The organism is Pseudomonas sp. LBUM1672 (genome assembly GCF_059695655.1).
Genome location: NZ_CP166781.1, coordinates 861660 through 875629 on the forward strand (window position 1 = coordinate 861660; position 13970 = coordinate 875629).

12 protein-coding genes are annotated in these 13970 nt (G+C 58.5%); 9 read left to right on the forward strand and 3 right to left on the reverse strand.

Translation table 11 applies throughout. The annotated features are described in order from the left end of the window. Window positions 1-116 precede the first annotated feature (116 nt). Entirely contained in the window at window positions 117-644 is a 528-nt protein-coding gene (locus tag ACA053_RS03780) for an outer membrane protein assembly factor BamE (protein WP_109627901.1), read from the reverse strand. A gap of 97 nt (window positions 645-741) precedes the next feature. On the opposite strand from ACA053_RS03780, the gene fur reads away from it, so the two are divergent. Beyond that, entirely contained in the window at window positions 742-1146 is a 405-nt protein-coding gene (fur, locus tag ACA053_RS03785; protein ID WP_003197684.1) for a ferric iron uptake transcriptional regulator, read from the forward strand. 75 nt (window positions 1147-1221) lie between these two features. On the opposite strand, the gene recN is transcribed toward fur, so the two are convergent. Then, window positions 1222-2895 carry a DNA repair protein RecN gene (gene recN, locus ACA053_RS03790; RefSeq protein WP_497394587.1) on the reverse strand — a complete coding sequence of 558 codons (1674 nt, stop codon included), beginning with the start codon at window positions 2893-2895 and terminating at the stop codon, window positions 1222-1224. A 240-nt stretch (window positions 2896-3135) separates the two neighbouring features. Between recN and grpE the strand changes: the two genes are divergently transcribed. The 8 genes from grpE (at window position 3136) to ACA053_RS03830 (ending at window position 13601) form a co-directional block, all read left to right on the forward strand. Further along, entirely contained in the window at window positions 3136-3702 is a 567-nt protein-coding gene (gene grpE, locus ACA053_RS03795; protein ID WP_109627904.1) for a nucleotide exchange factor GrpE, read from the forward strand. Between the two features lie 102 nt (window positions 3703-3804). Then, complete coding sequence (gene dnaK / locus ACA053_RS03800; RefSeq protein ID WP_109627905.1) at window positions 3805-5721, forward strand: molecular chaperone DnaK; 1917 nt, start codon at window positions 3805-3807, stop codon at window positions 5719-5721. A 297-nt stretch (window positions 5722-6018) separates the two neighbouring features. Beyond that, window positions 6019-7143 carry a molecular chaperone DnaJ gene (gene dnaJ / locus ACA053_RS03805; RefSeq protein ID WP_109627906.1) on the forward strand — a complete coding sequence of 375 codons (1125 nt, stop codon included), beginning with the start codon at window positions 6019-6021 and terminating at the stop codon, window positions 7141-7143. 10 nt (window positions 7144-7153) lie between these two features. Continuing rightward, window positions 7154-7957, forward strand: coding sequence for a 4-hydroxy-tetrahydrodipicolinate reductase (dapB, locus tag ACA053_RS03810; RefSeq protein WP_497394588.1), 804 nt, complete (start codon window positions 7154-7156; stop codon window positions 7955-7957). 258 nt (window positions 7958-8215) lie between these two features. Next, window positions 8216-9352 carry a glutamine-hydrolyzing carbamoyl-phosphate synthase small subunit gene (gene carA / locus ACA053_RS03815; protein ID WP_045060050.1) on the forward strand — a complete coding sequence of 379 codons (1137 nt, stop codon included), beginning with the start codon at window positions 8216-8218 and terminating at the stop codon, window positions 9350-9352. A 121-nt stretch (window positions 9353-9473) separates the two neighbouring features. Then, window positions 9474-12695: a carbamoyl-phosphate synthase large subunit gene (gene carB, locus ACA053_RS03820; protein ID WP_497315519.1), complete on the forward strand. Its 3222-nt coding sequence runs from the start codon at window positions 9474-9476 to the stop codon at window positions 12693-12695. Beyond that, window positions 12692-13168: a transcription elongation factor GreA gene (greA, locus tag ACA053_RS03825; protein ID WP_010463507.1), complete on the forward strand. Its 477-nt coding sequence runs from the start codon at window positions 12692-12694 to the stop codon at window positions 13166-13168. The genes carB and greA overlap by 4 nt, the downstream gene beginning before the upstream one ends. 28 nt (window positions 13169-13196) lie before the next feature. After that, on the forward strand, window positions 13197-13601 hold the full coding sequence (locus ACA053_RS03830; protein ID WP_497318173.1) for an MFS transporter: 405 nt from the start codon (window positions 13197-13199) through the stop codon (window positions 13599-13601). Window positions 13602-13610: 9 nt separating this feature from the next. On the opposite strand, the gene ACA053_RS03835 is transcribed toward ACA053_RS03830, so the two are convergent. Further along, window positions 13611-13919 carry a YhbY family RNA-binding protein gene (locus tag ACA053_RS03835; RefSeq protein WP_008057408.1) on the reverse strand — a complete coding sequence of 103 codons (309 nt, stop codon included), beginning with the start codon at window positions 13917-13919 and terminating at the stop codon, window positions 13611-13613. Window positions 13920-13970 lie beyond the last annotated feature (51 nt).

A 13970-nucleotide genomic window follows, 5' to 3' on the forward strand; every position in this document is an offset into this window, starting at 1 on the left:
AGAGATCCTCCGCCGAAAACGAGAAAAGCCCTGCAAGCGTAAACCTGCAGGGCTTCTCGGTCAGGCTGACCATCTCATTAAACCCGGAAATTCCGGGTTTTTTATTGCGTCGCAAATTATTGCGGCGAAGTATCCAGCGGTTCTGGCGTCGGGACCGGAACGGTTTCTACACCGTCTACGTCCTTCTGGATCTGGTCCAGCAACGAACCTGGCTTGACCGGTTTTTCCGGTTTCGGCTTCTCGGCATTTTCTGCCGGTGCAGTGACTGTCGTGCCACTGTCCTTGCCGAGAATGGCTTCGTCGCGGCTCACGCCTGGCATGAAATCACCAGAGAGGCTGACAAGCTGGTCATTTGGGTTGAAGATAACGCTAATGCGTTCCTGTTGGCGTTCACCGCCACCCGGTTGCAGGCTGTACAGATAATCCCAGCGATCGGCATGGAACGTGTCAGTCAGCAGGGGATTGCCCATGATAAACCGTACTTGCTTACGGGTCATTCCCGGGCGTAACTGGTTTATCATGTCCTGCGTGACGACATTGCCCTGCTGGATGTCGATTTTGTAAACCCCGGGGAATGAACAACCGGCGAGTGCGAGCAGTCCCACAAAGGTGAAACTGGTTAGCAAGAGCTTGGTGTTTTGCATCGGTGGGCGACTTCCACTATCTTGGCTGGGACAACGTAAACGCCGATCATACCCGCATTAAGAGAAGCTGCGAAGCAGCATCGCGAGAAAGCTGACCATGGTTGAAAATAGCGAACTACGCAAAGCCGGCCTCAAAGTGACCCTTCCACGGGTCAAAATTCTGCAAATGCTCGATTCCGCCGAGCAACGCCACATGAGTGCCGAGGATGTTTACAAGGCGCTGATGGAGGCTGGTGAGGACGTCGGTCTGGCCACGGTTTACCGTGTACTGACTCAGTTCGAGGCAGCTGGCCTTGTGGTGCGGCACAACTTCGACGGAGGCCATGCGGTCTTCGAGCTGGATGACGGCAAGCATCACGACCATATGGTCAACGTCGAAACCAGCGAAGTGATCGAATTCTTCGACGAAGAAATCGAGCGCCTGCAGAAAGCCATCGTCGACAAGTACGGCTTCGAGATGGTTGATCACAATCTGGTGCTGTACGTGCGCAAGAAAAAGTAAGCATGTCGCGCGAATTTCACATTCGCGAAACGAGCGAAGGCGACCCCGTGGTCGCCTTCGTGCTTTCTGCCGTTCTCAAATTTTTGCGGTGACGACCATTTTTTTCGCGTGAGCCAGGGATTCCTTGGTCAGGTCGATGCCGCCCAGCATCCGCGCCACTTCTTCGACGCGATCATTCTTGCTCAACTTGGAGACAGCCGTGTGGGTGGCCTCTTCGCCGCGCACCTTGTGCACGAACAGATGTTGATGGCCCTGAGCGGCCACTTGCGGCAAGTGAGTCACCGTCAGCACCTGTCCGCGCTCACCAAGGCGACGCAGCAATTGGCCAACGATTTCGGCAGTTGGGCCGCCGATGCCCACGTCCACTTCGTCGAACACCAGCGTCGGTACGCGCGAGGTCTGCGCGGTGATCACCTGGATAGCCAGGCTGATCCGCGACAACTCACCGCCTGAAGCGACTTTGGCCAAGGCTTTCAATGGCTGGCCGGGGTTAGCGCTGACCAGCAACTCTACCTGCTCAAGTCCATTAGGCAGCAGTTCATCGCTGCTGTTTGGGCGTAATTCGATGGTGAAGCGCCCACCGGGCATGCCCAGGCGCTGGATTTCCTGCTCCACTGCACTGGCCAGGCTGTTCGAGGCTTGATGACGCAAATCACTTAGCTCCCGAGCCTTCTCCTGATAATGACGGGCATAAGAAGCCAGCTCATCGCTCAGTCGCTCGATGGATTCGTCGTTGGCGTTCAGGGTTTCGATTTCATCCAGCAAACGCTGCTGCATCTCCGCGACCTCGGTCGGCCGGATGCGATGCTTGCGCGCCATGGTGTAGATCGCGTCCAGGCGTTCTTCCAGGTACTGGAGTCGTGCCGGGTCGGCGTCGAAATTGTCGAGGAAGCGGTTCAGTTCACCGACGGCTTCTTCAACCTGTATCTGTGCGCTGGTCAGCAGGCTGCTGGCTTCGCCCAGTGCGCCGATCGAGTTATTGACGCTCGATAGACGATTAAGGCTGGCGGTCAGCGCGTTCAGGACATTCCCGGAATCACTTTCGCTGCATTGCTCGACCACTTGCCGGCAGATGCCCAGCAGGGTTTCGGCGTTGGTGAGGTTTTTGTGTTCCTGTTCCAGTTGCTCCAGCTCGTTTTCGCCGAGGCCAAGGTTTTCCAGCTCTTCGAGTTGATAGCTGAGCAATTGATGGCGAGCGCGCTGCTCGTCGCCGGAATTGGAGAGGCGCTCCAGCTCCTGGCGAGTCTGGCGCCAGCGTTGGGCCGCCAGATGCACCTGGCGGGCAAGGTCGGTGGCGCCGGCGTATTCGTCGAGCAGGCGGCGGTGAGTGTCGGTCTTGAGCAGGGATTGGTGTTCGTGCTGGCTGTGAATATCGATCAGCAGTTCGCCGAGGGCCTTGAGGTCGCCGAGCGGGCAAGGCGTGCCGTTGATATAGCCGCGCGAGCGTCCTTCAGCGGTGATCACCCGGCGCAGGATGCAGGGGCCATCGCTTTCCAGGTCGCGCTCGGCCAGCCAGGCGCTGGCTTCCGGGATGTCGACCAGGTCGAAGGTGGCCAGGATGTCGGCCTTGTCGGCGCCGGGACGGACCACTCCGCTGTCGGCGCGATCGCCGAGGGTCAGGCCGAGGGCGTCGAGCATGATCGACTTGCCGGCGCCGGTTTCCCCGGTTATCACGCTCATCCCGCGATCGAGTTCGAGATCGAGATGTTCAACGATGGCGTAGTTATGTACGGACAGGTGCACCAGCATAAAGGCCGCTCCCAGGCTTTAGGTCTGGTTATTTATACAGTGTTTTATTTGCGGCTGACAATGCCCCCTCTTAGCTCGATTTGCTCGGTCTGACGAAATGCTTGGTCCGTCGAGCAATCGCAACGCAGCGTTTTTTGTAGGGTTAATCGCAGTCCACCCCTTGAAGCTGATTTTTGCGGCCCCATATACCGGGACAGAAGCGCGAGTTGAGCTCGCGGACGTTATTGAAAGGAGAATTCTATGGCTGACGAACAGACAGTGGATACGCAAAATCTAGACGCCGATCAGGCTGCCCAGGATTCGGGTGATGAACTGGCGGCTCGTGTACAAGTGCTCGAAGAGCAGTTGGCTGGCGCTCATGATCAAGCTTTGCGTGTAGCGGCTGATCTGCAGAACGTCCGCCGTCGCGCTGAGCAAGATGTAGAAAAAGCGCACAAATTCGCCCTGGAAAAATTTGCGGGCGATTTGTTGCCGATTATCGACAGCCTGGAGCGCGGTCTGGAATTGTCCAACCCGGATGACGAAAGCATCCGTCCAATGCGCGAAGGCATCGAGCTGACTCTGAAAATGTTCCAGGACACCCTGAAGCGTTATCAGCTGGAAGCGATCGATCCGCATGGCGAACCGTTCAACGCCGTTCTTCACCAAGCGATGGCCATGCAGGAAAGCGCTGACGTAGAGCCGAACAGCGTGCTCAAGGTGTTCCAGAAGGGCTACCAGCTCAACGGTCGCCTGCTGCGCCCGGCCATGGTCGTGGTCAGCAAGGCGCCTGCGCCAGTTTCGCCTTCTATTGATGAGCAGGCTTGAAATTAGCCGCAAGGCCCCCATTTAGAAGTCAAGCGTTTAAGTGCTACCGCAGTTAGCCACCACTGCTGCGGCAACCAAATCCAAAGTTTCGGGAGAGTGAACATGGGCAAAATTATCGGTATCGACCTGGGGACTACCAACTCCTGCGTCTCCGTGATGGAAAACGGCAAAGCCAAGGTTATTGAAAACGCTGAAGGCGCGCGTACCACGCCGTCTATCATCGCTTACGCCAACGACGGCGAAATCCTGGTTGGCCAGTCGGCCAAGCGTCAGGCTGTGACCAATCCGCATAACACCCTGTACGCGGTGAAGCGTCTGATCGGTCGTAAGTTCGACGAAGAAGTCGTTCAGAAAGACATCAAGATGGTGCCTTACAAAATCGCCAAGGCTGACAACGGCGACGCGTGGGTAGAAGTGAACGGCCAGAAAATGTCGCCGCCACAGATCTCGGCTGAAATTCTGAAGAAAATGAAGAAGACCGCCGAAGACTACCTCGGCGAGCCAGTGACCGAAGCGGTGATCACCGTTCCGGCCTACTTCAACGACAGCCAGCGTCAAGCCACCAAAGACGCTGGCCGTATTGCTGGCCTGGACGTAAAACGCATCATCAACGAACCAACCGCAGCCGCTCTGGCTTACGGTATGGACAAGGCGAAGGGCGATCACACTGTGATCGTTTACGACCTGGGCGGCGGTACTTTCGACGTTTCCGTGATCGAAATCGCTGAAGTCGATGGCGAGCACCAGTTCGAAGTGTTGGCCACCAACGGCGACACGTTCCTGGGCGGTGAAGACTTTGACATTCGTCTGATCGACTACCTCGTTGACGAATTCAAGAAAGAAAGCGGCATGAACCTCAAGGGTGACCCGCTGGCCATGCAGCGGCTGAAAGAAGCCGCTGAAAAAGCCAAGATCGAACTGTCCTCGAGCATGTCGACCGACGTGAACCTGCCGTACATCACTGCAGACGCCACCGGTCCTAAGCACTTGAACGTGAAAATCTCCCGCGCCAAGCTTGAAGCGCTGGTAGAAGACCTGGTTCAGCGCACCATCGAACCTTGCCGCATCGCTCTGAAAGATTCCGGTATCGACGTTGGCGCCATCAACGATGTGATCCTGGTCGGCGGTCAGACCCGTATGCCACTGGTTCAGAAACTGGTGACCGAGTTCTTCGGTAAAGAAGCTCGTAAAGACGTGAACCCGGACGAAGCCGTTGCCATGGGTGCTGCCATTCAGGGCGCCGTACTGGCTGGTGACGTGAAAGACGTTCTGCTGCTCGACGTCAGCCCGCTGACCCTGGGTATCGAAACCATGGGTGGCGTGATGACCGCGCTGATCGAGAAAAACACCACGATTCCTACCAAGAAATCGCAAGTGTTCTCGACTGCCGACGACAACCAGGGCGCCGTGACCATTCACGTACTGCAGGGCGAGCGTAAGCAAGCCGCTCAGAACAAGTCCCTGGGCAAGTTCGACCTGGCCGAGATTCCACCAGCACCACGTGGCGTGCCACAAATTGAAGTGACCTTTGACATCGACGCCAACGGCATCCTGCACGTAGGCGCCAAAGACAAGGCCACCGGCAAGACTCAGTCGATCGTGATCAAGGCCAACTCGGGTCTGTCCGAGGAAGAGATTCAGCAGATGATTCGCGATGCTGAAGCCAACGCCGAGGAAGACAGCAAGTTCGCAGAGCTGGCCGCTGCCCGTAACCAGGGTGATGCACTGGTTCACTCGACGCGCAAAATGGTCGCTGATGCTGGCGATAAGGTGACTGCTGAAGAGAAGACTGCAATCGAAGCCGCTGTTGTTGCCCTGGAAGCCGCTGTCAAAGGCGACGACAAGGCTGCAATCGAAGCCAAGGTTGAAGAGCTGTCGAAAGTCTCCGCTCCAGTGGCGCAGAAGATGTACGCCGAACAGGCTCAGCCTGCTGAAGGCGCGGCACCGCAGGACGACAAGGCTGAAAAGGCTGACGACGTTGTCGATGCCGAGTTCGAAGAAGTCAAAGACCACAAGTAAGTTGTTGGTCGCCCGGTTGACTGCCTTCAGGCGGTGACTGGTAGGATGTCGCCGCGCGGGAGCTTGCTCCCGCGTTGGCGTGTCTGGAGTTAGCGAATTTTTACAGCATGCGACAACGCTCGGATGCTGATGGTATGGCCGGGAATGCTCCTGCTTTTCGAGCCGAAAGTACCGCATTGAATCAAAGACCAGGATCGTTGAATTGACGTGAGTTGGGTCCGGGCCTGTATTGGGGCTCAACGAGTTTGGCGAGGCTCAGGAGGGGTTTGCCGAACGTCCTTAAGAGTGCAAAGACTTATGGCAAAGCGTGACTATTACGAAGTATTGGGTGTTGAGCGTGGCTCAAGCGAAGCGGACCTGAAAAAGGCCTACCGTCGCCTGGCGATGAAGCACCACCCGGACCGTAATCCTGACGACAAAGCGTCGGAAGAGATGTTCAAAGAGGCCAACGAGGCCTACGAAGTGCTGTCCGATTCCAGCAAGCGCGCGGCGTACGACCAGTACGGTCATGCCGGCGTCGACCCGAGCATGGGTGGCGGCGGTGCCGGGTTTGGCGGTCAGAACTTCTCCGACATCTTTGGTGATGTCTTCAGCGACTTCTTCGGTGGCGGTCGCGGCGGTTCTCGTGGCGGCGCCCAGCGCGGCAGCGACTTGCGCTACACCCTGGAGCTGAACCTGGAAGAGGCGGTGCGCGGCACGACCGTGAATATCCGCGTTCCGACACTGGTCAACTGCAAGCCATGCGACGGCTCGGGCGCCAAGAAGGGCTCCTCGCCGGTCACCTGCCCGACGTGCGGCGGTATCGGCCAGGTGCGCATGCAGCAGGGCTTCTTCTCGGTGCAGCAGACCTGCCCGCGTTGCCATGGCCAAGGCAAAATCATTTCCGACCCGTGCAACTCCTGCAACGGCGAAGGCCGTGTAGAAGAGTACAAAACCCTCTCGGTGAAAGTGCCGGCCGGTGTCGATACCGGTGACCGCATTCGTCTGTCCGGCGAAGGCGAGGCGGGTGCGCAGGGCGGTCCGACGGGCGACCTGTACGTGGTGATCAATGTGCGCGAGCACGCGATCTTCCAGCGCGACGGCAAGCATCTGTTCTGCGAAGTGCCGATCAGTTTTGTTGATGCTGCGCTGGGCGGCGAGCTGGAGATTCCGACCCTTGATGGTCGAGTCAAACTGAAAATCCCTGAGGGTACTCAAACCGGCAAGCAGTTCCGTGTTCGTGGCAAAGGCGTTGCGCCCGTGCGTGGCGGCGGTGCCGGTGACTTGATGTGCCGTGTGGCGGTCGAAACCCCGGTCAACCTGGGCCGTCGTCAGCGCGAGTTACTGGAAGAGTTCCGCAGCTCGCTGGCGGACGACAACAGCCATTCGCCGAAAACCACCGGTTGGTTCGAAGGCGTGAAGCGCTTCTTCGGCGATTTGTAAGGAGACAGGCATGCGACGTATTGCAGTGATGGGCGCCGCCGGGCGCATGGGCAAAACCCTGATCGAAGCCGTGCAGCAGCAGCCGGGCGCGGGTCTTACGGCGGCCATTGATCGTCCGGACAGTTCGCTGGTCGGTGCGGATGCTGGCGAACTGGCTGCGCTGGGTCGTATCGGTGTGCCGTTGTCGGGTGATCTGGATCGCGTGGTCGACGAGTTCGACGTGCTGATCGACTTCACGCACCCGACGGTGACCCTGAAGAACCTCGCGTTCTGCCGCAAGCATCATAAAGCGATGATCATCGGTACCACCGGTTTCAGCGTTGAAGAGAAGCAGCTGCTGGCGGAAGCGGGCAAGGACATTCCGATCGTCTTTGCGGCCAACTTCAGTGTCGGCGTCAATCTGTGCCTGAAGCTGCTCGACACCGCTGCTCGCGTGCTGGGTGATGATGTCGATATCGAAATCACTGAAGCCCACCACCGGCATAAAGTCGATGCGCCGTCCGGTACGGCCGTGCGCATGGGTGAAGTGATTGCCGATGCGCTGGGGCGTGATTTGAAGAAGGTGGCGGTCTACGGTCGTGAAGGTCAGACCGGTGCCCGTGCTCGCGAAACCATCGGCTTCGCCACGGTGCGTGCCGGTGACATCGTCGGTGATCACACCGTGCTGTTCGCCGCCGAAGGTGAGCGTGTCGAGATCACGCACAAGGCGTCCAGTCGCATGACCTTCGCCAAGGGTGCGGTACGTGCCGCTTTGTGGCTGGACGGTCGCGAGCCTGGCCTTTATGACATGCAAGACGTGCTCGACCTTCGTTAAGAAGTGCCTGAAATCGGGTTCAAACACAGCGTTTGAGCCCGGTTTTACTCCGCCAAGCGACGTCCTGTCGCATTCTCCGGCCTTTAAGGCTCATTGGCGGTAGACCAAAAATGCCTTTTTCTGTAAGCTACAGCTTTAGTGTGTTCACTAAAAGCGCGCAGAATAATTCAGTGAATGAGCGGGGTGACGTGTCCATACGTCACTCCGCTTTTTTACACCTGCGATCGCCCTTTCAGGCTTTATTTACGGGAGGTCTTCTTGACTAAGCCAGCCATACTCGCCCTTGCTGATGGCAGCATTTTTCGCGGCGAAGCAATTGGAGCCGACGGTCAAACCGTTGGTGAGGTGGTGTTCAACACCGCCATGACCGGCTATCAGGAAATCCTTACCGATCCTTCCTACGCCCAACAGATCGTTACCCTGACTTACCCGCACATCGGCAACACCGGCACCACGCCGGAAGACGCCGAGTCCGACCGCGTATGGTCCGCTGGCCTGGTCATCCGTGACCTGCCGCTGGTTGCGAGCAACTGGCGTAACACGATGTCCCTGTCCGATTACCTGAAAGCCAACAACGTTGTGGCCATCGCCGGTATCGACACCCGTCGCCTGACACGCATCCTGCGTGAGAAAGGCGCGCAGAACGGCTGCATCATGGCCGGTGACAACATCTCCGAAGAAGCCGCCATCGCCGCAGCCCAGGGTTTCCCTGGTCTCAAAGGCATGGACCTGGCGAAAGTCGTCAGCACCAAAGAGCAGTACGAATGGCGCTCAACTGTCTGGGACCTGAAAACCGACAGCCACGCGACCATCGACGCGTCCGAGCTGCCATACCACGTGGTGGCCTACGACTACGGCGTCAAGCTGAACATTTTGCGCATGCTGGTCGAGCGCGGTTGCCGCGTGACCGTGGTGCCGGCGCAAACCCCGGCCGCCGATGTCCTGGCGATGAAGCCGGATGGCGTGTTCTTGTCCAACGGCCCTGGTGACCCGGAGCCTTGCGACTACGCGATCCAGGCGATCAAGGACGTGCTCGAAACCGAGATTCCGGTATTCGGCATCTGCCTCGGCCACCAACTGCTGGCCCTGGCCTCCGGCGCCAAGACCCTGAAAATGGGCCATGGCCACCACGGTGCCAACCACCCGGTCCAGGATCTGGACAGCGGTGTGGTAATGATCACCAGCCAGAACCACGGTTTTGCGGTAGACGAGGCGACCTTGCCAGCCAACGTTCGCGCGATTCACAAATCGCTGTTCGACGGCACCCTGCAAGGCATCGAGCGCACCGACAAGAGCGCCTTCAGCTTCCAGGGTCACCCTGAAGCCAGCCCTGGCCCGAACGACGTAGCGCCATTGTTCGATCGCTTCATCAACGAAATGGCCAAGCGACGCTAATCGCTCGCCTTGATGTTGCATAGCTTGAGGGGCGGTCCCGAAAACCGGCGGCCCCCCTCAAGGCTTCACAGATAGAACAAGACGGCTTGCCGACTGACCTGCGGATTTGAGTGACAAACCCATGCCAAAACGTACAGACATAAAAAGCATCCTGATTCTCGGCGCTGGCCCGATCGTGATCGGCCAGGCCTGCGAATTCGACTACTCCGGCGCCCAGGCCTGCAAAGCCCTGCGCGAAGAGGGTTACCGCGTCATCCTGGTGAACTCCAACCCGGCGACCATCATGACCGACCCGGACATGGCCGACGCCACCTACATCGAGCCGATCAAGTGGCAGACCGTTGCCAAGATCATCGAGAAAGAGCGTCCGGACGCGCTGCTGCCGACCATGGGTGGTCAGACCGCTCTGAACTGCGCACTGGATCTGGAGCGCGAAGGCGTTCTGGAGAAGTTCGGCGTAGAGATGATCGGCGCCAACGCTGACACCATCGACAAAGCTGAAGACCGCTCGCGTTTCGACAAGGCGATGAAATCCATCGGCCTGGACTGCCCGCGTTCGGGTATCGCCCACAGCATGGAAGAGGCTAACGCGGTCCTCGAAAAGCTCGGCTTCCCATGCATCATCCGTCCTTCCTTCACGATGGGCGGCACCGGTGGCGGTATCGCTTACAACCGCGAAGAGTTCGAAGAAATCTGCGCCCGTGGTCTCGATCTGTCGCCGACCAAAGAGCTGCTGATCGACGAATCCCTGATCGGCTGGAAAGAGTACGAGATGGAGGTTGTCCGCGATAAGAAGGACAACTGCATCATCGTCTGCTCCATCGAAAACTTTGACCCGATGGGCGTGCACACCGGTGACTCGATCACCGTTGCTCCGGCACAAACCCTGACGGACAAGGAATACCAGATCATGCGTAACGCCTCCCTGGCGGTGCTGCGTGAGATCGGCGTGGAAACCGGCGGCTCCAACGTCCAGTTCGGCATCTGCCCGGACACTGGTCGCATGGTGGTCATCGAGATGAACCCGCGGGTATCCCGCTCTTCGGCACTGGCCTCGAAAGCCACTGGTTTCCCGATTGCGCGTATCGCTGCCAAGCTGGCGATCGGCTACACCCTGGACGAACTGCAGAACGAAATCACCGGCGGCGCCACTCCGGCCTCCTTCGAGCCGTCGATCGACTACGTCGTGACCAAGCTGCCACGCTTCGCCTTCGAGAAATTCCCGAAAGCCGACGCGCGCCTGACCACTCAAATGAAGTCGGTCGGTGAAGTCATGGCCATCGGCCGGACCTTCCAGGAGTCCCTGCAGAAAGCCCTGCGCGGTCTGGAAGTAGGCGTTTGCGGCCTGGACGAGAAGCTCGACCTGAGCAATCCGGAAAGCATGAGCATCCTCAAGCGCGAGCTGACCGTGCCGGGCGCCGAGCGTATCTGGTACGTGGCTGACGCGTTCCGCGCGGGCCTGTCGGTCGAAGACATCTTCGGCATGAACATGATCGACCCGTGGTTCCTGGTGCAGATCGAAGATCTGATCAAGGACGAAGAGAAGGTCAAGACCCTGGGTCTGGCCAGCATCGACCGCGACCTGATGTTCAAGCTCAAGCGCAAAGGCTTCTCCGACATGCGTCTGGCCAAGCTGCTGGGCGTGACCGAGAAAGCTCTGCGTCGCCACCGTCACAAGCTCGAGATCTTCCCGGTCTACAAGCGCGTTGACACCTGCGCGGCCGAGTTCGCCACCGACACCGCCTACATGTACTCGACTTACGAGGAAGAGTGCGAAGCAGCGCCGTCGGGTCGCGACAAGATCATGATCCTCGGCGGCGGTCCAAACCGTATCGGCCAGGGCATCGAGTTCGACTACTGCTGCGTACACGCGGCACTGGCCCTGCGCGAAGACGGTTACGAGACCATCATGGTCAACTGCAACCCGGAAACCGTTTCCACCGACTACGACACCTCTGATCGCCTGTACTTCGAGCCAGTGACCCTGGAAGACGTGCTGGAAATCTGCCGAGTCGAGAAGCCAAAAGGTGTGATCGTCCAGTATGGCGGCCAAACCCCGCTGAAACTGGCGCGTGCCCTGGAAGAAGCCGGCGTACCGATCATCGGCACCAGCCCTGACGCCATCGACCGAGCCGAAGACCGTGAGCGCTTCCAGCAAATGGTTGAGCGCCTGAACCTGCGTCAGCCGCCAAACGCCACCGTGCGCAGCGAAGACGAAGCAATTCGTGCCGCTGCCAAGATCGGTTACCCGCTGGTGGTTCGTCCGTCCTACGTACTGGGCGGCCGCGCGATGGAAATCGTCTACGAAGAAGAAGAGCTCAAGCGCTACCTGCGTGACGCGGTGAAAGTATCCAACGACAGCCCGGTGCTGCTTGACCACTTCCTCAACTGCGCCATCGAAATGGACGTGGATGCGGTCTGCGACGGCACCGACGTGGTGATCGGCGCGATCATGCAGCACATCGAGCAGGCCGGCGTTCACTCAGGTGACTCCGCATGCTCCCTGCCGCCGTACTCGCTGCCGGCGCACATCCAGGACGAAATGCGCGAACAGGTCAAGAAAATGGCCCTGGAACTGGGCGTTGTCGGCCTGATGAACGTTCAGTTGGCGCTGCAAGGCGAAGACATCTACGTCATCGAAGTCAACCCGCGCGCTTCCCGTACCGTACCGTTCGTGTCCAAGTGCATCGGTGTTTCCCTGGCAATGATCGCGGCTCGCGTCATGGCCGGTAAAACCCTGAAAGAAATCGGCTTCACCAAAGAAATCATTCCGAACTTCTACAGCGTGAAAGAGGCGGTGTTCCCATTCGCCAAATTCCCTGGTGTGGACCCGATCCTGGGCCCAGAGATGAAGTCCACCGGTGAAGTGATGGGCGTGGGCGACACCTTCGGCGAAGCGTTCGCCAAGGCCCAGATGGGCGCCAGCGAAGTGCTGCCGACCGGCGGCACCGCGTTCATCAGCGTGCGCGATGATGACAAGCCACTGGTTGCAGGCGTGGCCCGTGATCTGATCAACTTGGGCTTCGAAGTGGTCGCCACTGCCGGGACTGCCAAGCTGATCGAAGCGGCAGGCCTGAAAGTGCGTCGTGTGAACAAGGTGACTGAAGGTCGTCCGCACGTGGTCGACATGATCAAGAATGACGAAGTCACCCTGATCATCAACACCACCGAAGGTCGTCAGTCGATCGCCGACTCGTACTCCATTCGTCGTAATGCCTTGCAGCACAAGATCTACTGCACCACCACCATTGCTGCTGGCGAAGCCATCTGCGAAGCGCTGAAGTTCGGTCCCGAGAAGACCGTGCGCCGCTTGCAGGATCTACACGCAGGATTGAAGGCATGATCAAGTACCCAATGACCGTCCAGGGCGCGAAAGCCCTGGAAGAAGAACACGCTCACCTGACCAAGGTCGTCCGTCCGAAGCTCAGCCAGGATATCGGCACGGCCCGCGAGTTGGGTGACTTGAAGGAAAACGCCGAATACCACGCGGCCCGCGAGCAGCAGGGGATGGTTGAGGCGCGGATTCGTGACATCGAGGGCCGGATTCAGAATCAGGTCATCATCGACGTCACGACCATTCCTCACACCGGCAAAGTGATTTTCGGCACTACCGTTGAAATCGCCAACGTCGAGACTGATGAAAGCGTCACTTACCACATCGTGGGTGAGGATGAGGCTGACTTCAAACTCGGCAAGATTTCGGTCGGCTCTCCACTGGCCCGCGCCTTGATCGCCAAGGAAGAGGGTGATGTGGTTGCCGTGAAAACGCCGGGTGGCGTTATCGAGTACGAGATTGTCGAAGTCCGCCACATCTGAAAGACGGCGCCCGCTCCGTGCGGGCGCCATGCTTTGGCAGCTGGCCCAGATGTTATGGGTGGGTGGCTTGTGGCTGTTACACATTGGTCTGCTGCCGGTGCTGGGCCAGATAGGCCTGGCGCCGCTGCTGATCGACGAAATTGCAGGCGTGCTGAATACGCTGATGGTGGGATTCGCCACAGCGTGCGTGATTTTTCAGGCTTTGGTGCTGGTTCAGGCCGAGGGCCTTGCCAGTCTATGGCGCGATATTCGCGGGCAAATGCTGCTGATGGCACTGTATGCGTGCGGGATGTTTTTCGCGGTGCGAGTCGGTTGGCCGGATGCAGTGCGTTGGCAGGTGTTCAGCTATCTGGTTCTGGGGCTTTCCGGGCTGGTGCTGGTGTTGCAGCCGGTGCCTGGATGGAGTGGCAGGGTGCGCGAAGCACACCCTTGACCCTTGCCATCACTTGAAGCGATGAACGTTCGACAGCTGCTTGTTGACGCTGAAGTTCTTGCGATAAATCAGTGCCATCTTGCCGATGACCTGAACCAGGTCCGCTTTGCCGACCTTGCACAGTTCTGCAATGTTCGCCAGGCGCGACTCGCGATCGAGGATGTTGAGCTTGATTTTAATCAGCTCGTGATCCGCCAAAGCGCGTTCAAGTTCGGCTAACACACCTTCAGTCAAACCGTTGTCAGCCACAATCAAAACTGGTTTCAGATGGTGGCCAATGGATTTGTACTGTTTCTTCTGCTCTTGAGTGAGCGGCATAATCTGACCCCTGCGTCTGATCTTGTAAAAAGCGGCGGCCAGTTTACCCGA